General features: G+C 68.7%; 19 protein-coding genes and 1 tRNA gene. 6 read left to right on the top strand and 14 right to left on the bottom strand.

Going from position 1 to position 19,583, the window contains the following annotated elements; genetic code table 11:
* Nucleotides 1-484 precede the first annotated feature (484 nt).
* The 3 genes from KY497_RS08805 to KY497_RS08795 form a co-directional block, all read right to left on the bottom strand.
* A complete protein-coding gene (locus KY497_RS08805) occupies nt 485-1,867 on the bottom strand; it encodes a PhoH family protein (RefSeq protein WP_219868875.1) in 1,383 nt (460 codons plus the stop codon).
* A 158-nt stretch (nt 1,868-2,025) separates the two neighbouring features.
* On the bottom strand, nt 2,026-3,156 hold the full coding sequence (locus KY497_RS08800) for an aminotransferase class V-fold PLP-dependent enzyme (RefSeq protein ID WP_055864585.1): 1,131 nt from the start codon (nt 3,154-3,156) through the stop codon (nt 2,026-2,028).
* 41 nt (nt 3,157-3,197) lie between these two features.
* On the bottom strand, nt 3,198-3,977 hold the full coding sequence (locus KY497_RS08795; RefSeq protein WP_017828709.1) for an isoprenyl transferase: 780 nt from the start codon (nt 3,975-3,977) through the stop codon (nt 3,198-3,200).
* 98 nt (nt 3,978-4,075) lie between these two features.
* On the opposite strand from KY497_RS08795, the gene KY497_RS08790 reads away from it, so the two are divergent.
* Nucleotides 4,076-4,807 (top strand): hemolysin III family protein, encoded by a 732-nt coding sequence (locus KY497_RS08790; protein ID WP_055864588.1) that lies wholly within the window; start codon nt 4,076-4,078, stop codon nt 4,805-4,807.
* Nucleotides 4,808-4,814: 7 nt separating this feature from the next.
* Here KY497_RS08790 and KY497_RS08785 read toward each other — a convergent pair whose 3' ends face one another.
* A complete protein-coding gene (locus KY497_RS08785; protein ID WP_017828711.1) occupies nt 4,815-5,117 on the bottom strand; it encodes a hypothetical protein in 303 nt (100 codons plus the stop codon).
* A gap of 67 nt (nt 5,118-5,184) precedes the next feature.
* Between KY497_RS08785 and KY497_RS08780 the strand changes: the two genes are divergently transcribed.
* Together KY497_RS08780 and greA are read left to right on the top strand one after the other, a co-directional pair.
* Nucleotides 5,185-5,571, top strand: a complete 387-nt coding sequence (locus tag KY497_RS08780; protein ID WP_055864591.1) for a DUF4307 domain-containing protein — start codon at nt 5,185-5,187, stop codon at nt 5,569-5,571.
* A 98-nt stretch (nt 5,572-5,669) separates the two neighbouring features.
* Nucleotides 5,670-6,158, top strand: a complete 489-nt coding sequence (gene greA, locus KY497_RS08775; RefSeq protein WP_017828713.1) for a transcription elongation factor GreA — start codon at nt 5,670-5,672, stop codon at nt 6,156-6,158.
* Between the two features lie 69 nt (nt 6,159-6,227).
* On the opposite strand, the gene ilvA is transcribed toward greA, so the two are convergent.
* The gene (gene ilvA, locus KY497_RS08770) at nt 6,228-7,457 is read right to left on the bottom strand and encodes a threonine ammonia-lyase (protein ID WP_017828714.1); all 1,230 of its coding nucleotides are present in this window, start codon (nt 7,455-7,457) and stop codon (nt 6,228-6,230) included.
* On the bottom strand, nt 7,454-8,650 hold the full coding sequence (locus KY497_RS08765) for an AI-2E family transporter (RefSeq protein WP_219868874.1): 1,197 nt from the start codon (nt 8,648-8,650) through the stop codon (nt 7,454-7,456). Before KY497_RS08765 ends, ilvA begins: the two co-directional genes overlap by 4 nt.
* Before the next feature lie 86 nt (nt 8,651-8,736).
* Here KY497_RS08765 and KY497_RS08760 point away from each other — a divergent pair, with 86 nt between their 5' ends.
* Together KY497_RS08760 and KY497_RS08755 are read left to right on the top strand one after the other, a co-directional pair.
* A complete protein-coding gene (locus KY497_RS08760; protein WP_141386705.1) occupies nt 8,737-10,002 on the top strand; it encodes a winged helix-turn-helix domain-containing protein in 1,266 nt (421 codons plus the stop codon).
* Nucleotides 9,999-10,904 (top strand): hypothetical protein, encoded by a 906-nt coding sequence (locus KY497_RS08755; protein ID WP_219868873.1) that lies wholly within the window; start codon nt 9,999-10,001, stop codon nt 10,902-10,904. The genes KY497_RS08760 and KY497_RS08755 overlap by 4 nt, the downstream gene beginning before the upstream one ends.
* Before the next feature lie 10 nt (nt 10,905-10,914).
* On the opposite strand, the gene KY497_RS08750 is transcribed toward KY497_RS08755, so the two are convergent.
* From KY497_RS08750 to KY497_RS08740, 3 genes are all read right to left on the bottom strand, one after another.
* On the bottom strand, nt 10,915-11,481 hold the full coding sequence (locus tag KY497_RS08750; protein WP_017828718.1) for a LemA family protein: 567 nt from the start codon (nt 11,479-11,481) through the stop codon (nt 10,915-10,917).
* A gap of 88 nt (nt 11,482-11,569) precedes the next feature.
* The gene (locus tag KY497_RS08745; RefSeq protein ID WP_141386707.1) at nt 11,570-12,883 is read right to left on the bottom strand and encodes a D-arabinono-1,4-lactone oxidase; all 1,314 of its coding nucleotides are present in this window, start codon (nt 12,881-12,883) and stop codon (nt 11,570-11,572) included.
* Nucleotides 12,880-14,127 carry an alanine racemase gene (locus KY497_RS08740; protein WP_141386708.1) on the bottom strand — a complete coding sequence of 416 codons (1,248 nt, stop codon included), beginning with the start codon at nt 14,125-14,127 and terminating at the stop codon, nt 12,880-12,882. The genes KY497_RS08745 and KY497_RS08740 overlap by 4 nt, the downstream gene beginning before the upstream one ends.
* An 86-nt stretch (nt 14,128-14,213) precedes the next feature.
* On the opposite strand from KY497_RS08740, the gene KY497_RS08735 reads away from it, so the two are divergent.
* Nucleotides 14,214-14,286 (top strand) — tRNA-Leu (locus KY497_RS08735).
* Nucleotides 14,287-14,295: 9 nt separating this feature from the next.
* On the opposite strand, the gene KY497_RS08730 is transcribed toward KY497_RS08735, so the two are convergent.
* The 5 genes from KY497_RS08730 to KY497_RS08710 form a co-directional block, all read right to left on the bottom strand.
* On the bottom strand, nt 14,296-14,961 hold the full coding sequence (locus tag KY497_RS08730) for a DedA family protein (protein ID WP_219868872.1): 666 nt from the start codon (nt 14,959-14,961) through the stop codon (nt 14,296-14,298).
* A gap of 6 nt (nt 14,962-14,967) precedes the next feature.
* Nucleotides 14,968-15,894: a cation-transporting ATPase gene (locus KY497_RS08725; protein WP_219868871.1), complete on the bottom strand. Its 927-nt coding sequence runs from the start codon at nt 15,892-15,894 to the stop codon at nt 14,968-14,970.
* Between the two features lie 291 nt (nt 15,895-16,185).
* Entirely contained in the window at nt 16,186-17,676 is a 1,491-nt protein-coding gene (locus KY497_RS08720) for an NAD(P)/FAD-dependent oxidoreductase (RefSeq protein ID WP_219870323.1), read from the bottom strand.
* A gap of 25 nt (nt 17,677-17,701) precedes the next feature.
* Nucleotides 17,702-19,009: a S8 family serine peptidase gene (locus KY497_RS08715; RefSeq protein ID WP_055873442.1), complete on the bottom strand. Its 1,308-nt coding sequence runs from the start codon at nt 19,007-19,009 to the stop codon at nt 17,702-17,704.
* The gene (locus tag KY497_RS08710) at nt 19,006-19,548 is read right to left on the bottom strand and encodes a DUF501 domain-containing protein (RefSeq protein WP_055864616.1); all 543 of its coding nucleotides are present in this window, start codon (nt 19,546-19,548) and stop codon (nt 19,006-19,008) included. Before KY497_RS08710 ends, KY497_RS08715 begins: the two co-directional genes overlap by 4 nt.
* Nucleotides 19,549-19,583 lie beyond the last annotated feature (35 nt).

Raw genomic sequence — 19,583 nt, 5'->3', positions numbered from 1 at the left:
CCTCCGTGTGCCGCTGCGGCGACCACCTCCGACGCCGCTCCCGTTGAGGCGAAGACGCCTGGCCGCACCCGCACGAGCCGTCCTGCCGTGCACTCGGCCCCCAGTCGCGAGCGCGAACAGCCGAATGCCTGAAGTCGCGTTCCGCGCGCGACCCCGCCGAGGTGTCCGAGGATGAATTCGACGTCGATCATCCCTCGATCCTGGCTGCGCACCTCCCCGCGACGCCGCCGCGCCGACGCAACTGGTGGACAGGTCTTGGAAGCACGCAGATGTGCAGGTCGATACTCCTTCTCCCCCTGTCCGGATGCATGAGGAACCGACGAATGTCTGAGCCGGGGAGGACGCACGATCCTGCAAGCGGCCATGGCTCATGCATCCGAGCGGAGCCCGGCCGAGTGCCCGGCCGCTGTGCACAGTCACCCCGCACATGTGACAGCGGATGCCGCGAGAACCTGTTCCTCGCGGCACCCGCTGTCTCGCGCCGTCAGCTGAGCTCTCCACCCTCCAGGAGCTCGGTGACGAGCGCTGCGATCGCCGAGCGCTCGGAGCGGGTCAGGGTCACGTGGCCGAAGAGCTCGTGTCCCTTCAGCGTCTCGATCACGCTGGCGATCCCGTCGTGTCGGCCGACGCGGAGGTTGTCGCGTTGGCCGACGTCGTGCGTGAGGATCACGCGCGAGTTCTGTCCCATGCGGCTCAGCACCGTCAGCAGCACATTGCGCTCGAGAGACTGGGCCTCGTCGACGATCACGAACGCGTCGTGCAGGGAGCGCCCACGGATGTGGGTCAGCGGGAGCACTTCGAGCAATCCACGCTCGATCACCTCCTCGACCACGTTGCCCGAGACGACCGAGCCGAGCGCGTCGAACACCGCCTGCCCCCACGGGCCCATCTTCTCGCCCTGGTCACCGGGGAGGTAGCCGAGCTCCTGCCCGCCGACCGCGAACAACGGTCGGAACACGATGATCTTCTTCTGCTGCTGCCGCTCCAGAACCGCCTCGAGTCCTGCGCAGAGCGCGAGCGCCGACTTGCCGGTGCCGGCGCGTCCGCCGAGGGAGACGATGCCTACCTCCTGATCGAGCAACAGGTCGATCGCGATGCGCTGCTCCGCCGAACGGCCGTGCATCCCGAAGATGTCGCGGTCTCCGCGCACCAGTCGGTACTCGCCGTCTCCGCTCACCCGACCGAGCGCAGAGCCGCGCTCGGAGTGGATGATCAGTCCGGTGTTCACCGGAAGGCCGCGAGCCTGCTCGCTGATGCCGACCTCGCTCTCGTAGAGGTCGCTGATGTCGTCGCCGGAGAGGTCGAGCGTCGAGATCCCGGTCCACCCGGAGTCCACCGCCTGCTCGGCGAGGTACTCCTCGGCGCGCAGGCCCAGGGATGCAGCCTTCACACGCATCGGCAGGTCCTTCGAGACGATCGTGACGTCCTGACCGTCCTGCGCGAGATGCATCGCGACCGAGAGGATGCGGGTGTCGTTGTCGCTGAGGCGGATACCGGCCGGGAGCACCGAGGAGTCGGTGTTCGCGAGTTCGACCCGGAGAGTGCCGCCCTCACCGACCTCGACCGGGAAATCCAGGCGTCCGTGCTCGATGCGCAGGTCATCGAGGTGTCGAAGGGCCTGCCGCGCGAAGTAGCCGATCTCCGGATCGTGCCGTTTGCCCTCGAGCTCGGTGATCACGACGACGGGGAGGACGACCGAGTGCTCGGCGAACCGGAAGAACGCCTGCGGATCGCTCAGCAGGACCGAGGTGTCGAGGACATAGGTGCGCAGATCCTGATCCGGATCGGCGGACGATGCTCGCCTCGTGGTCTTACGGGTGGACTGCTGCGCGGTGCTTGTGGCCTGCTGCGCTGTACGTGTGGTCACGACCCACTCCCGACCCGGGTAATCCCGGCTATTCGAACGAGTCGACCAGGGGGTCACGAGTCGTCAACCTGAGGCCGACTCGAACGGGCGCCTTGCCCGATGCCTAGAACGTACGACCGCGTGGGCGATTAACGCGGACTCGACACGCCAGCGATTCGTTAAGCGCTGGTGAACGTCTCGTTGCCGAACGCGTGCAGGGCCTCATCGAGAAGCGCGAACGTCGCCGCATCCGTGCCTGCGTGGGGCGCGATCCGCACCGAGGATCCACGTGCGGTCACGACGAGACCGGCGTTGGCGAGTGCCGCGGCGAGGCGTGCGGGCTCCTCCGGGGCGAGTGCCACGATGCCGGCACGCTCGACGCGATCACGCGGGGAGCGCACCTCGATCCCATGGCGGTCGGCGATCTCGATCACGGTGTCGACGTGTTCCGCGAGGCGCTCCTCGATGGCGGCGACACCGGCATCGCGCACATCGCGCACACCGATCGCGAGTCGTCCCGCGGCGAGCGTGTCCGGCTGACTCACGGTGAAGGCCCGAGCCGAGGGCGCTGGCGCCGGGAGTTCGTCGACGAACAGACCGGTGGCCGTCGTGCCGGTGATACCGGAGAGCACGGGCGAGATGCGATCTCTGGCGCGGGGGGAGAACCACGCGAAGGCGCTGCCCCGGCCGGCGCGCAGCCACTTGTAGCCGTGTCCGACCACCACATCCGCCGCGGAGTAGTCGACGTCGATCACGCCGAACGATTGGACGGCGTCGAGGATGAGCAGGCGATCGGGACCGATCGCCTCGCGAAGCGCCGCCAGGTCGGTGCGATACCCGGTGCGGAAGTCGACGTGACTCACGGCGAGGGCGACCACCTCGTCATCCAGTGCCTCCCTGACGGCATCAGCGGTCACGCGTCCGTCCTCCGGGGTGATCCACCGCGGGATGATCGCACGGTCCGATGCCGTCGATGCGCGCTCCAGGGTCAGGCTCACGCTGGGGAACTCGGCGGTGCTCGCGATCACAGCGCCGGACAGGCCGAACAGCGCGTGCATGAGCCCGTGGGTCGAAGACGGCTGCAGGGTGACGTCGTCGGCTTCGCCGCCCAGCAGCTCGGCGACGAGTTCCTGGGCCTGACCGATGCGCTCGGCGACCAGGGAGAGGGAGGACGGTCGTCCGCTGCCGAGCAGGTCGGCGTCGGCGAACACCTCTTCGCGTACGGAGGGCGACAGCGGGCCGAACGCCGCCCAGTTCAGGTAGCCGGACTCGTTGTCGAAGGTGTCGACATAGTCCTGGAAAGTGCTCACTTCGTCATTGTGGCATGGGTCTGCGCGGGCCCGTCGCCGGGTCAGCGACCGAAGCGCCTGTCGCGGTCGGCGTAGTCGCGGATCGCGCGAAGAAAGTCCACCTGACGCAGGTCGGGGCCCAACGCCTCGACGAAGTAGAACTCGCTGTGTGCGCTCTGCCACAGGAGGAAGTCGCTGAGCCGCTGCTCCCCGCTCGTGCGGATCACGAGATCGGGATCGGGCTGCCCACCCGTGTAGAGGTGCTCGCCGATCATCTCGGGCGTGAGGTGGGCGGCGAGGTCCTCCAGCGTGCCACCGGAGGCCTCATGCTTCGCGATGATGCTCCGCACCGCGTCGACGATCTCATTGCGCCCGCCGTAACCGACGGCGAGATTCACGTGCAGTCCGGTGTGATCCTTGGTGCGGTTCTCCGCGTCGGAGAGCACCCGTGCGAGTTCTGCGGGGAGGATGTCGGAGCGTCCGACGTGCTTCACTCGCCAGTTCCCCTCCTGCGACAGCGCCTCGGCGAGCTCGGCGATGATCTCGATGAGGTCGGCGAGCTCCGCGGAGTCGCGCTTTCTCAGGTTGTCGCTGGAGAGCAGATAGAGCGACACCACGCGCACGCCGAGCTCGTCGCACCAGCCGAGGAACTCGCGCATCTTCGCAGCGCCTGCACGGTGTCCCTCCGCAGGCGTGTCCAATCCGAGCTGACGCGCCCACCGGCGATTGCCGTCGATCATCATCGCGACATGATGCGGCACCGTGGCCGGATCGAGGTGGCGGCGCAACCTGTTGGTGTAGAGCCGATACAGCGGCCCTCGCCCCGGGCTCTCGCGTGACATCACCTCCCTACGCTACCGTGCCGGGGCCTGCGGCATCGTGTGCGGAAGCTGGGATATATGTGCCCTGCACGGTATGCGGGTCGGCTTAGAGTGAGCGTGTGAGTACTCCCGAGCCCTCCGGTCCCGACGTCCCTCAGCTGCCTCTGCTCGAAGCCGCGGCCGTCGATGCCGCCGTCGAGACCAAGCCGACCTGGCGAGGATGGATCCATGCCGGCACGTTCCCGGTGGCGCTGGTCGCCGGTGTGGTGCTGATCATCGTCTCCCAAGGCGCCGCGGCCAAGTGGGCCTCCGCCGTGTTCATGCTCACGTCACTGCTGCTGTTCGGCAACTCGGCGCTCTACCACCGCATCGACTGGCGGCCGAAGGTGAAGGTGCTGCTCAAGCGCATCGACCACGCCAACATCCTGCTGCTTATCGCCGGTACCTACACACCGCTGGCGGTGCTGGCGCTGCCTCCGGAGAAGGGCGTGCTGCTGCTCAGCCTGGTGTGGGGAGGCACGCTGGTCGGCATCCTCTTCCGGGTGTTCTGGATCCACGCCCCGCGCTGGCTCTATGTCGCCCTCTACCTGCTGCTCGGCTGGGCAGCCGTGATGTACCTCGCCGACCTCATGAACGCGAACTTCGCGATGATGGTGCTGGTGATCGTCGGCGGGCTCCTGTACACGGGGGGCGCGGTCGTCTACGCGCTCAAGAAGCCGAACCCGTGGCCCGGGCACTTCGGGTTCCACGAGATCTTCCACGTGTGCACGGTGCTCGCGTTCCTCTGCCACTGGACCGCATGCCTGCTCATCGCGCTGTCGCCGCTGTCGCCCTCGCTGGGCGCACCGTGACGCGAGGTCAGCGCGCGGGCGTATCGCCGTCGGTGTCAGAGGCAGCGGTGCCGTCCGAGGTCGGCGCACCCTTTCCGGGAGCCGCGGCGGCATCGCCCTCGGCCCGCGCCGCTTCCTCGGCGTCGAGCTCGTCGCGCACCTCTTCGCGGTACCGGACACGGCGGATGCGGCGGTTCATGTCCCAGATCAGCAGGATCACCGCGATCACGACCACGACGATCGCGGCGAAGCCGACGAACCCCGGGGTGACCGACACCGGGTCGACGGTCATGCTCGGCGTCGGCATCGGGGTCTCGGACAGAGAGAACATGAATCGGCCTTTCGTACGCAGGTCGCATAACCTGGTAACACCAGCCTAACGACCGGAAGACCCACCCGTGACGACCGCACAAGAGCTCGATGAACGCTATGGCCGAACCCGACGACGCCGCGCGCCGTGGATCATCGGCGGTGCGATCGCACTGCTGATCGTCGGCGCCTTCAGCTGGATGACCGTGGCGCAGTCGATGGCCTCCGTCGACGCGGACGATCTGGGCTTCGAGCTCGTCGACGAGCACTCGGTGAACATCACCTTCCAGGTCACCGGAGTGCAGGGCAAAGACGTGGTGTGCGCCGTCGAGGCGCTCGACGAGGAGTTCGGTGTCGTCGGCTGGAAGATCGTCGAGATCGAGGCCGGAGACAGCCACTCGCAGGCGCGCTCCGTCACGATCCCCACGGTGTCGGAGGCCACCACAGGTTTGGTGAACACCTGCTGGGTCGCCTAGACTCGTGCCAGACAAGACGACGCCCCGGCACCGTGCCGGGGCGTCTTGGCATATCCCCCGCAGCATGCCGGAGGGATCCCGAAAGAAGGAGCTTCGTCATGTCCACCGATGCTCAGGTTCCCTTCCTCACGCAGGAAGCGTATGACCGGCTCGTCGCCGAGCTGGAGCACCTGTCCACCTTCGGCCGCGACGAGATCGCCAAGCGCATCGAGGCGGCCCGCGAAGAGGGCGACCTCAAGGAGAACGGCGGATACCACGCCGCGAAGGACGAGCAGGGCAAGCAGGAAGCGCGCATCCGCACGCTGGAGGCTCTGCTGAAGACCGCCAAGGTGGGCGAAGCTCCGGCCAGCCGCGGAATCGTCGAGCCCGGCACCGTGGTCACCGCCCTCGTCGCCGGAGGCGAGGAGGTGTTCCTGCTCGGCAGCCGCGAGATCGCCGCAGGCAGCGACCTCGATGTGTACAGCGAAGCCAGCCCGCTCGGCCAGGCCATCCTCGGCCTCAAGGTCGGCGAGAAGTCGTCGTACGAGGCGCCGAACGGCCGCGAGATCAGCGTGGAGATCGTGAACGTCGAGACGTACACGGGCTGAGACACCACACAAAAGCGCCCCCGCATCGTCAGGACGCGGGGGCGCTTCTGTGTGCATGCGCAGTCGTGCTCAATCGGGGACGAGGATGGGTTCGAAGCCGGCGCGACGCAGGGTGTCGAGCGTGTGCTCGGAGTGCTCGGGACCGCGCGTCTCGACGCTGAGCTCGAGGATGACGTCGCTGATCTGCAGACCGTGACCGTGGCGCGTGTGCATGGCCTCGATCACGTTCGCGCCGGCCTCGGCGATGAGCTCGGAGACGCGGGCCAGCTGACCGGGGCGGTCGGGCAGAGGGATGCGGATCGTGAGATAGCGACCCGAAGCGGCGAGTCCGTGCGAGACCACGCGCTGCAGCAGGAGCGGATCGATGTTCCCACCAGACAACACGGCCATGGTGGTTCCGCTGCCCGTCACCTTGCCTGCCAGGATCGCCGCCACACCGGCGGCACCGGCGGGCTCGACCACGACCTTCGCCTGCTCCAGCAGGATGAGGATGGCCCGTGCCAGGTCGTCGTCGGAGACCGTGACGACCTCGTCGACGAGGTCCTTGATGATGTCGAACGGGACGGCACCGGGACGAGCGACCAGGATGCCGTCGGCGATGGTCGGTCGGGTGACGATGTCGACGGGCTCGCCGGCCTCGAGCGACGGCGGAACGGCGGCGGCGTTCTCGGCCTGCACGCCGATGATGCGGACCGTGCGGCCGAGCTCGGCGGCGCGTGCCTTCACGGCTGCCGCGACGCCGGCGATCAGACCTCCCCCGCCGATGCCGAGCACGACGGTGTCGACGTCGGGCGCATCCTCGAGGAGTTCGAGTCCGAGCGTTCCCTGCCCGATCACGATGTCGCGGTGATCGAACGGATGGATCAGCACCGCACCCGTGCGCTCGGAGAACTCAGCGGCGAGACGCAGCGAGGTCGCCACCGTCTCCCCCTCCAACACGACTTCCGCTCCGTAGCCGCGGGTGGCGAGCAGCTTCGGCACCGGAACGCCCAGAGGCATGAAGATCGTCGCCGGGATGCCAAGCGCCTGCGCCGCCAGCGCCACTCCCTGCGCGTGGTTTCCGGCTGAGGCCGCGACCACGCCACGCGAGCGCTCTTCGGCGCTCAGCTTCGACAGCCGGTAGGCCGCACCGCGGATCTTGAAGGATCCCGTGCGCTGGAGGTTCTCCATCTTCAGCAGCACCGGGGCGCCGAGGATGTCGGAGAGCGCTCGCGACGGCAGCGTCGGCGTGTGCGAGATCACCTCAGCCAGACTCTGAGCAGCGTGCTCGAACTCGGTCAGGCTGGGGACTGCGCTCATCGATTCCTCCGTCTCCGCTCGCGCGGTACTGTGCTCCAGATAAGGTCTCCGCTCGGCCCGACGCCGGTGCGCCAGGATCCCGAGCTGATGGTCACGGCTGCGACGTTGATGAACGCCGCCAACGGCACCGCGAACAGTGCGCCGGGGATGCCGGCGATCATCGCTCCACCCGCCACCACGAGGACGACGGCGAGCGGATGCACCTTGACCGCCGAACCCATCATGATCGGCTGCAGGATGTGTCCTTCGATCTGCTGGACGGCCAGCACGACCAGCAGCATCCAGAGCGCGATCCAGGGGCCGTTGTACACCAGCGCCAGGAACACGGCGACGGCGCCGGTCACGACCGCACCCACGATCGGGATGAACGAGCCGAGGAACACCAGGACGGCGACCGGGAGCGCAAGGGGCACCTGCAACAGGAACGCCCCGAGTCCGATGCCGATCGCGTCGATCGTCGCGACGAACAGCTGCGTGCGCGCGTAGTTCACGATCGTGGTCCAGCCGTTGCGTGCCGCTCCGTCGACGGCCGGCTGAGCCATGCGCGGGAAGATCCGGAGGGTCCAACGCCAGATGCCGGCGCCGTCGGCGAGGAGACAGATCAGGATGAACAACGACAGCACGGCGCCCGTGGCGACGTGGCCGACGGTGGTCCCGATCGCCAGGGCGCCGGTCCACAGCACCTGCGCCTGCTCGTTGAGGAAGTCGAGCCCCTGCTGCAGGTAGTTCGCGATCTGCGTGTCGGAGAGGCTCAGAGGACCCTCGTGCAACCAGACCTGGAACTGATCGAAGGCCTCGGTCGAACGCTGCTGCACGTCGGGCAGCTGAGCACGCACCTGCCAGACGACGAGCCACATCAGCCCGGTGACGATGGCGGCCGTCCCGATGAGCGAGATGGCGATCGCCAGCCAGCGCGGGAGACCACGCCGCAGCATCCACGAGAAGGCCGGCCACAGCAGCGCGGCGATGAGGATGCCGACCATCAAGGGGATGACGAGGAGCTTGAGCAGCATCACGAGCCAGATGAAGACGCCGATCGCCGCCGCGATCAGCAGCAGCCGCCAGGCATAGCCCGCCGTGATGCGCAGCGGCAGCGGTACCGCCTCATCGGCCTCGGTCGACACGGTGCGCTCGGTGGAGACCGGGCGCGGACGGAACAGATCTCTCAGTCGGGGTCGCTGGTCCTCACTCATCGCCCAAGTCTACGGTCACGCCGTATGCCCTCGAACGCATCTTTCCCTGGAGGGTGCATGTCGGCGCTCGGCGATACCCTGACCGTGTGACCGACACCCTCACTCCGACCCAGGCACGCCGCATCGCTCTGGCCGCGCAGGGCTTCACCCGCGCGCGGCCCGCATCGGTCGCGGGGCGCCACGTGCACCGGGTGATGGATCGTCTCGGTGTGCTGCAGATCGACTCCGTGAACGTGTTCGCACGATCCCATTACCTGCCGTTGTTCTCTCGGCTGGGCTCCTACGAGCCGGCCCTGCTCGACCGTGTCTTCCTCTCGCGCACGACCCATTACGTGGAATACCTCGCTCACGAGGCGACCTTCATCCCGATCGAGGACTGGCCGCTGTGGCGTTTTCGCATGGACGACTTCCGCCGACGCTGGGCGGGCGAAGAGTCCTGGATGTCGAGCAACGCGCGAACGCTGCAGTGGGTCCAGGACGAGCTGCGTGTGCGCGGGCCCTTGCGTCCCGCCGATCTCCGTGCCGATGCTCCCAGAGAACGCGGCACCTGGTGGGACTGGGACGACGTCAAGCTAGCCCTCGAACACCTGTGGCGAACCGGCGATGTCGCCATCAGCGGGCGCCGCGGGTTCGAGCGCACCTATGCGCTGGCCGAGCACGTCATCCCTGACGACATCCGTTCGCAAGAGGTCTCCCGCGCCGATGCCATCCGTGAGCTGACCCGTCGCGCGGCCCGATCGAGCGGCGTCGCGACGCAGTCCGACCTGGCCGACTACTACCGGATCCGCGACCGGGCCGCCGTCGCGCGCTCGATCACAGAGCTCGTCGACGCCGGCGAGCTGGAGCCCGTACAGGTGCGCGGCTGGGAACGCGGCGGGCGTCCACTCGCCGCCTGGCGGCATCGGGATGCGGTGCTGCCCCGCAAGGTCGACGCGGCGGCGATTCTGACGCCGTTCGACCCGGTGGTGTGGTTTCGGGATCGCGCACTCCGCGCGTTCGACCTCGACTACCGCATCGAGATCTACGTACCGGCAGAGAAGCGGCGGTTCGGCTACTACTCCTTGCCGGTCCTCGTGGGCGACCGCATCGTCGCGCGCGTCGATCTCAAGTCCGACCGCGCGACATCGACGCTGCAGGTGCAATCCGCCTGGTGGGAACCACAGGCTCACCCCGGCGATGCCGAGCAGATCGCTGCCGAGCTCCGACTCGCAGCGGCGTGGCAGGGACTGGAGCATGTCTCGGTGTCGAGGTGGGGTGACGCCACCGAAGCGCTGCATGGGGCGCTGGTGGCCGGAGCAGGCACCGGTCCCTCCGTGCGTCGTCACGTGCACGCGCGAGAGAGTCCGGTGTGAGCAGGGCCCGGTGGTGGCTGCTCGGCGGCGTCGCCGGTCTCGTCGTCGTCGCCGCGGGGCTCTGGCTCTGGTCGTCGACGAACCGCTCCTCCACGCCGGAAGAAGCGGCGCTCGCCTATGTCCAGGCGCTCGAGTCCGGTGACGCCGACGCCGTGGCGGCCACCGGGATCGACGTGTCGGACACCGCACTGGTCGCCTTCGCCGCCGCCACCGCGTTCATCGAGGACTCCGAGGTCACAACCGTCCGACGCGAAGACGACGACACTTCGGCCGTCGTCGCGATCTCCTTCCGGCTCGACGGCAAGACGCACACCGCGCAGCTGACACTCGGCATCATCGACGGCCGCTGGAGCGTCGATGCGACGGGACTCGGCACACTGACCGTGGAAACGACGATCGGGTCGGATGTCGCGATCGGCGATGCGACCGTTCCGGCGGAGACGGCTGCACTGCTGCTCCCCGCGACCTACGCCCTCGCGGCCGCACCGGAGGCACTGTTCGAGGGCGGGAGCGCGGCGCTGGTGCTGCCAGGGGTGAAGACCACGACGACGCTCGACGTCATGCTGCGGCCGGAGGCGACGGCGGTCGCGCAGGCCCAGCTCGACACGCTCCTCGAGACCTGCACCGCTGGGGGCACAGAAGTCCCCGACGGATGCGGCATACGGATCCCCTGGGGGACCGAGTTCCGCGAGGTGGATGCCATCCGCTATCGGATCGACACAGCACCGGTCATCGCGTTGACTCCCGCCGGTTTCACCGCAGAGGGTGGAGTGCTCGTGGCCACCATCACCGGGACCGCCCAGAACGGCGAGGCCCGCACGGCCACCTATCGGACGGACTCCTGGAGCGTGCGCGGCGACCTGGCGTTCACCGCCGACGGACTCCTCCTGTCGGTGTGGTGAACGACCGGCGTCAGAACTGCACGCGCGGCGGTTCGGAGATCGCGCTGCTGTCGGCGACCTCGAAGAACTCCCGCTCGGAGAAACCCAGTCCCTTGGCGAACAGGTTGTTGGGGAAGACCTTGATCTTGGTGTTCAGCTCGCGCACGCCGCCGTTGTAGAAGCGGCGCGCCGCCTGGACCTTGTCCTCGGTGTCGACCAGTGCCTGCTGCACCTGGAGGAAGTTCGTGCTCGCCTGCAACTGCGGGTAGGCCTCGGCGACCGCGAAGAGGCTCCGCAACGCCTGCTGCAGGTGCCCCTCGGCGATGCCCGCCTCGCCCGGCCCTCCGGCTGACAGGGTCTCGGCACGCGCCCGCGTGACGTTCTCGAAGACGGCCTTCTCGTGGGAGGCGTAGCCCTTCACCGTCTCGATGAGGTTCGGAATGAGGTCGGCTCGTCGCTTCAACTGCACCGTGATGCCGCTCCACGCCTCATCGACGCGGACGTTCAGCTGCACCAGCGAGTTGTACGTGGCCCACAGATAGATGCCGACGAGCAGGATCACTCCGACAACGATCAGTACCGGCACGAGCCATTCCATCAGAGCCCCACCCTTCCTCGTGTTTCTCTCATCCTAGACGCGCAGTCTGCACGTGGACTGGGCGCGCGCGGGCGTCCCTGCGTCCCTATCAGCTGCCGAGGACCCGCTCGAGGTAGCGGTTGCCGAAACGACGCTCCGGGTCGAGGCGATCGCGCAACGCGACGAAGTCGTCGAAGCGCGGGTATCGCTCCCGGAGGGTCTGCGCCGTGAGCGTGTGGAGCTTGCCCCAGTGCGGGCGCCCGCCGAACTCGTGCATGATCTCCTCCACGGCGCCGAAGTACTCCGTGGGGTCGGCCCGCCAGTAGCGGTGCACGGCGATGTACGCGCTCGCGCGTCCGTGAGCCGTCGACAGCCAGCGGTCGTCGGACGCGGCGAAGCGCACCTCGATCGGGAACTCGATCGTCCATCCGCGCCGCGCGATCAGCGCCTGCACCGCTTCGAAGGCCGGCACGACGTTCTCGACGGGGATCGCGTACTCCATCTCCCGGAATCGCACGGTCCTGCTCTGGATGAGCACCCGATGCGAGAGTTCGGTGTACTCGCGATCTCCGGTGAGCCTGACCGCGAGCCGACTGAAGGACGGAGTGATCGCCGGAATGACCTGACCCGCAGCGCACGCCACGCGATACACCCCGTTCGAGAGCAGCGTCTCATCGATCCACCGCCCGACCACCGGGAGCGGCTTGCGCACCGTCGCCTCCGGCAGCCGCGTCTGGCGCTTGGTCAGCGCGATATCCGTGTGAGGGAACCAATAGAACTCGAAGTGGTCGGATGCGGCGACGCGCTCTTCGAGGGTGGCGAGCACCTCCTCCAGGGGTACCGGCTCGTCGATCGCGTGCATGACGTACGCCGGCACGCACTGCAGGGTCACCTCGACGATGATGCCGAGGGCGCCGAGTCCGAGAGCCGCAGCGGGCAGCAGCTCGCTCTCGTGCTCCTGGTCGATGCGGAGGAACTCGCCGGCGGCCGTGACCATGGTGACGCCGACGACCTGGGTCGCGAGGCCACCGTACTCGGCACCGGTGCCGTGGGTTCCGGTCGAGATCGCGCCGGCGATCGACTGACGATCGATGTCGCCCAGGTTCTCCATCGCGAGTCCATACGGGGCGAGAAGTCCGGGGATACGGTGCAGCCGGGTGCCGGCGAGCAGGGTCACGCGTCCCGTCGCGGCGTCCGCCGAGACGAGTCCCTGCAGGTCGTCGAGCTCGAGCAGGACGCCCGGGGCGACCGCGATGCCCGTGAAGCTGTGGCCGGCGCCGACGGCCTTCACCGGAAGACCCTGCTTCACCGCGGCGACCACCGCCCGCTGCACGCCCTCGGGGCTGCGCGGACGCTCCACGCGTACGGGTCGCACCGAGGCCGAGCGAGCCCAGTTCTGCCAGGTGCCGCCGATTCTCGTCACAGGAAGGCCTTTCCCTCGCCGCGGTAGGTCGGCAGCTCATCGATGATCTCGTCGCCCGAGACCAGGTGATAGCTCTCGATGCGCTCGGCCGGCTCGCCGCTCTTGGCATGCCGGAACCAGACTCGGTCGCCCACGCCCAGCGATGTCGCCGCCGGGCCCTGCAGGGGCGTCTGCACCTCACCGGCAGCTTCACGGGAGAGGGTGTGGAGCCCTTGTGGCCAGACGGGACGCGGTTGACGCGAGGCCACCGCGGGGCCGGAGGCGATCCATCCTCCGCCGAGCACCGTGGCGATATCGACGGCCGGGCGCCGCACCACGTCGAACGCGAATGCGGACGCCGGAGCGGGGCGGAACGAACGATACCCGTCGAACAGATGGCCGCCGAGGAGCCCGCTTCCTGCGCTCGCCTCACTGAGCGACTCATCGCTTCCGGTGAACTCGAGCGACCCCGTTCCTCCGCCGTTGAGGATCTCCAGCGACGTGATCTCTCCGACCGCGGCGACGATGGCCGCCCGGCGCTCGCGCAGCTCGTTCCGTGAGCGCGACTGCACCATCCGGATCAGCGGGGCATCGGGGCCGGCATCGTCCCCCTGTCCCGCGATCTGCGCGTCGTACATCTGCAGTCCGACGAGCCGGAATCCCGGGCGGGCGACGACCTTGCGAGCGAAGGCGGCGACCTCTCCCGCGTTGAACAGCGCCGAACGGCGCACGCCGATGTGGCCGAGGAGTGAGGAGCGCCAGGAGGCATCGACGTCGATCGCGACACGGATCTCCGGACGCGAACCGGGTCCTGCGACGCTGTCGATCAGGTCGAGGTGCACGAGGTCGTCGATCATCAGCGTGATGCGCTGAGCAGCCTGCTCGTCGGCGAAGAGCCGTGCCAGACCCGCGCGATCGACGGTGGGATACCCGAGCATGATGTCGTCATGGGTCTCGGCGAGCCACAGCGCCTCCTCGAGCGTGAAGGCGAGGATGCCGCGGAACCCCGGGAGCTTCAGCACGGCATCGAGCACGGACCGCACCCGTACCGATTTCGAGGCGACCCGGATCGGCAGCCCGCCCGCCCGCACCAGAAGGTCCATCGCGTTGTAGCGGAGCGCCTCCCTGTCGATCACCGCCACCGGCGCGGGAAGATGCCCCGTCGCGGCGGACAGGCGCGGCCAGTAGCGGGCCGGGTCCTCCCATTCGGGGGCGACCGCAGGCGCGCCGTGGGCGGGGCTCAGTTCGTCGATGAGGTCGAGCACTCCCCCACACTAAGGCCTCCCCGGACTGCGGATCACCCCCGAAGGCACCGCGTCGCATCCGGGCACGCAGATAGGCTGGCGAGGAGGCCCCCGTAGCCCAATGGCAGAGGCAGGCGACTTAAAATCGCTTCAGTCTGGGTTCGAGTCCCAGCGGGGGCACATCCTCGCTCAGTCCTCCGCCGGCGCGACCGTCTTCCGCTCGCCCGAAGCCTCGCGAATGCGACGCACGACGAGAACGACCAGTGCGATCGCGATGGCCGAGTACACGGCGTAGTCGAGGTAGCCGAGGTACTGCTCCAGCTTCTCGTGCTGCGTGCCCAGCGCCGCTCCGACTCCGAGGAGAAGAGCATTCCAGAGCCCGCTGCCGATGATGGTGTAGATGCTGAACGTCACGAGGTTCATGCGGGAGGCCCCGGCCGGAATCGAGATCAGGCTGCGCACGCCGGGTACCATCCGTCCCACCAGCACGGTCCAGCCGCCGCTGCGCACGAACCACTCCGATCCGCGTTCGAGATCGGAGCGGCTCACCAGCTTGGTGGTCGCGAGCATCCGCACCGCGCGATCCATCCCGATGGCGGCGCCGAGCCCGTACAGCAGCAGCGCACCCAGCCAGGACGCGAGCGTGCTCCAGAAGATCAGCCACCCCAGGTTCAGAGAGCCGCTCTGGCTCAGGTACCCCGCGAAGGGAAGGATCACCTCGCTCGGGATCGGCGGCACCAGGACCTCGAGGAAGACCAGCACGCCCACGCCGATGTCTCCCAGCGCAGTGAGGACATCGGCCGCGAATCCGGTGAGCCCGGTGAAGCCGTGATCGGCAGCAGCAGCGAGAGCCATCTGCGGTCAGCGCCCGAAGATGTCGCCGATACCGGGGATGCCGAGGTTGCCGAGCTGCTCGCCCCAGCCGCTCGCCGCCTCTCCCAGCCCCGACACCGTCTCGCCCGCGGAGCCCATCAGATCGCCCGCACCCCCGGCGAAGGACTCGACGTCGATACCGGCGGCGAGGGACTCGACATCGATGCCCTCTGCCAACGCGCCGAAGTCGACGCCGATGTTCGCGGCCTGCTCCAGAAGAGGACCCGCCACCGTGCTGAGCACCGCGCCCCCGGCCACCGCACCGAGCAGTCCGACCGCCGCGCCACCAGCGACGACCGCAGCACCGCCGACACCCGCACCGCGCACGCGCGACAGCAGACCGCGCATCCGCCCCGGGTTCATGGCCTCGGCACGTCCGGCGGCGCGAGCGAGGTCATCCGGCGACGACGACCGCGGACGCTCGCCCGGCTCGAGCTCCTGTCGCATGCGGGCTTCGACGAGCGAGCGCTGCTCAGGGGCCAGGCGCGCGAACGCCTCGCGGTGGATCTGCTCGACGCGCTGCGGATCCGCCGTCTGCAGCAGGTAGTCGTAGCGGGCGATGGCCGCACGGTCCGCATCGGTCATGGCCTGCGAGGCCCGAGAGGCTCCGGGCACCGGCGGTGCGTAGGGGTCGGCGGCAGACGGTGCGGAGCTCGTGGAGCGGGGCCGCTCGCGGGACGCGGCGGGCGGCGTGTACGGGTCGGCCGCCACCGGACGGTTCTGGCTCGGCTGCCGCTCCGGGTCGCCCTGCCCTCGAACGGCGTCGACGGCGCCACGGAGCATGCCGCCCCAATCCGTCGACCGGGACCCGTCCTGCGCGCGTGATCCGTCAGCCGTGTGACCGTTGCGCGCCGAACCGGCGTTCTTCTCGAGCGCCTCGGATGCCATGCCGATCAGTCGGGAGAGCTTTCCCATGGGTGGTCCCTTTCGTGGTGCGGACCGCCCAGGATCCACCACGTCAGGACGACGGCAGGGTCTCTCAGCAGCCCGCGATGCGGGTGCCAAGGTCTCCTCCACCCTCACGGGCCGGCGGGCCGGAGCACGATCTCGTGCTCGTAATGACGACGTCGCCGCATTCGGGAGTACTCCCCTTGCCTGCGCGACGATACCGGCTGTACCTGTGCACCGCCTCGGAGACGCTCCGCAGAGACGACGATCGGCCCCGGCGCAGAGCGCACAGGGCCGATCGTCGTACTCGAAGGTCTGTTACTTGGCTGCAGCCTCGGCCGGCTCGGGAGCCTTCTCGGCGACAGGCTTCTTCGCGGCAGGCTTCTTCACCGCGGGCTTCTTCGCAGCCGGCTTCTTCGCAGCGGGCTTCTCCGATGCCTCGGCCGATGCCGCCGGGGCAGCGTCCGCCACGGGAGCGGCGGGAGCGGCCGGACGCGGGCGGGCGGCGAACTCCTCGAAGACGTAACGCGGGTTCTGCACGGTCTCGAGGTTCACCAGGTCGCGGCCGAGCCACAGGTTGTTCCACCAGCCCGAGATGACACGGAACTTGCGCTCCCACGTCGGCATCGCGAGACCGTGGTAGCCGCGGTGCGCGACCCAGGCCACGAAGCCCTTGAGAGCGATCTTGCCGGACTGGAAGACACCGTTGTACAAGCCGAGCCCTGCGACAGCGCCCAGGTTCTTGTGGAGGTACTCCTTGGGGTTCTCCCCACGCAGCACGGCGACGAGGTTCTTCGCGAGCAGCTTCGCCTGGCGAACCGCGTGCTGGGCGTTCGGCACGCAGAAGCCGCCGACGCCACCGCCCGAGAGGTCGGGGACAGCGGACACGTCTCCGGCTGCCCACGCGCCCTCGACGAAGGCCTCGGGGGTTCCGACGCGCAGGTCGGCGCGGGTCTGGATGCGACCGCGCTCCTCGACGGGCAGGTCGCCGCCGCGCACGACGGTCGGGTTGGCCATGACACCTGCGGTCCACACGATGACGTCGGTCGGGATCACCTCGCCGGTGGAGAGCTCGACGTTGCCGTCGACCGCGCTCGTCAGCTGCGTGTCGAGGTGCACGTTGGCGCCGCGCTTGGCGAGGTCCTTGAGCACCCACTCGCTGGTCTGCAGCGAGACCTCGGGCATGATGCGGCCCATCGCCTCGATGAGGTGGAAGTGGGTGTCTTCGAAGCTGATCTGCGGGTACTTGCCCACCAGCGCGGACGTCAGGGAACGCAGCTCGGCGAACACCTCGATACCCGCGAAGCCACCACCGACGACGACGACGGTCAGCAGACGGTCGCGCTCGGGACCGGCGGGAAGCGAGGCGGCCTTGTCGAAGCTCGACATGACCTTGTCGCGGATCGCGACGGCCTCTTCGATCGTCTTCAGTCCGATCGCGTTGTCGGCGATCCCGGGGATCGGGAAGGTGCGCGAGACGGCACCGGCCGTGACGACGATCTGGTCGTACGCGAACTCGTACGGCTCGCCGACGGGCGGCGTGATCGTCGCGACCTTCTGTGCGTGGTTGATGTTCGTCACCTTGGCGGTGAGGACGTTGGTGCGCTTGAGGTGACGGCGGTGCGCGACCAGCGAGTGCCTGGCCTCGATCGAGCCGGCGGCGACCTCGGGGAGGAACGGCTGGTACGTCATGTACGGTAGCGGGTCGACCATGGTGACGTCGGCCTCACCCTTGCGCAGGTGCTTCTCGAGCTTCCACGCGGTGTAGAAACCCGCGTACCCTCCGCCGACGATCAGGATCTTGGGCACAGTGCTGTTCTGAGGCACAGAAGAACTACTCCTCGGAGTCGGGGGTGTGGCGTACGGAAATGCGCGCCGATCGGATGCGCCGGGCAGCTGCGGTGACGCCAAGCGCTACCAGGATACCAGGGACCGTGAGCGCAATGAGCGGCAGGGTACCGTAGCGCAATGAATCCGCGCTGGGAAGCAACGGTGAACCGGCTTCGGTGGGCGCATCGGGCGCGGGGAGAGGCGGGACGGCGACGGGTGTCACCGTCGGAACCGGCTGCGGCTCCGTCTCCGCGCGACGGAACACGCGGATCCACTCGGCGAGGTCTCCCATGGGGTTCTCGCTCACCGCAGGGAGGTTCGCGGAAATCGCCGCTGCGGCATCCACCAGCCCGTATCCGTAGAGGGGATCCTGGGGTTTGACCGCATCAGGGACGGGGATCGCGGTCTTGATGATGCGGTTGATGACGTCGATCGCCTTGATGTCGGGGTGCGCCGAGCGGATCAGCGCTGCGACTCCCGCGACGATGGGCGCCGCACCACTGGTTCCGCGCCACGGCACGACCGTGCCGTCTGCGGAGACGCCGATGAGCCCCTCGCTGGGCGCGGAGATCCCGATCGTGATGCCCTGGGTCGACGCCTCGATGCTCGCCATGCCGGTCTGGTCGACGCCACCGACCGTGAGCACACCGGGAATGGTCGCCGGGGCGCCGATGATGTTCGTCCCACTCCCCCTATTGCCGGCGGCGACCACGACCACCACGTCATGCTCGAAGGCATACAGGAACGCGTCGTCCCAGCTCTTGTCCCAATCGAGCGTGTTCGTCGTGAACGAGAGGTTGATGATGTCGGCACCGTTGTCGACGGCCCAGCGCATGCCCTTCGCCACCTGCTCCGTGAACGGAACGGCGGCGGCCGCGCTGAACCCCACCGAGATCGAGAGCAGGTTGGCCTCCGGCGCCACACCGATCATGCCGGTGCCGTCGGGCGCACCGCGACCGGCAGCCAGCGAAGCCACCCAGGAACCGTGATTGCCATCGACGGCGCCCAGGGGCGTGCGCCCGTCCGGAGTGCCTGACCCCGAGACATCGGTGCCACCCACCACAGCGTCGCCGAAGACCGAGGGCACCTTGCCGATGCCGGTGTCGATCACCGCGATGGTGACGCCCTTGCCACGAGTGGTCTGCCAGGCCTCACGGATCCGCGCCCCGTCGAGCCAGTACTCCGAAGCCCGCACCGGGTCGGCAGGGTCGTCGGGGATCGGGGCCGGAGTCGGTGCGACGCCGAGGAGCAGCACCGTCGCCGCCACCACCACGATGGCGGCAGCGCTGCGCAGCGTCCGGCGTGCGGTCATACCGCGGAAGCCGCCTCATCGCGCAGGGCGGCGCCAGGGTCTTCACAACGGCAGACCGAAGGCGACCAGGAGGATCGAGCGAGTGCGGCGTCGCCGATCGGGTTGACTCCCGGGCCTGCGGCCAGGGCATGCCCGGCCAGAGCATGCAGGCATTTGACGCGCGTGGGCATTCCCCCGGCGGAGATGCCGTCGATCTCGGAGACCTCGCCGAACTGCCTCCGGTCAGCGAGGTAGGCCTCGTGGGCTGCGAGATACGCCGACGCCACTGCCTCGTCGTCGACGAGAAGGGCCGCGAGCTCCGGCATCACCTGGGTCGCCTCGAGCGTCGACATCGCCGCCGTCGCCGCGGGGTGGGTCAGGTAGTAGAACGTCGGGAACGGCGTACCGTCCGGCAGACGCGGTGTGGTGGCGACCACCGTCGGGTTGCCGCACGCGCAACGGGCCGCGATGCCCACCACACCTCGGGCGGAACGACCGAGCTGGGCCGATACGACGGCGAGCTCGGCGGGCGTGGGTGCAGGAAACGGCGGCGTGGTCACCTCACCAGCGTAGGGGAGCCGCCGGGGAAGTTGCT

The organism is Microbacterium sp. PAMC22086 (assembly GCF_019443525.1).
GTDB lineage: Bacteria > Actinomycetota > Actinomycetes > Actinomycetales > Microbacteriaceae > Microbacterium > Microbacterium maritypicum.
The sequence above is the reverse complement of the archived record's forward strand: the minus strand, read 5'-3'. Positions and strand labels throughout refer to the sequence as shown.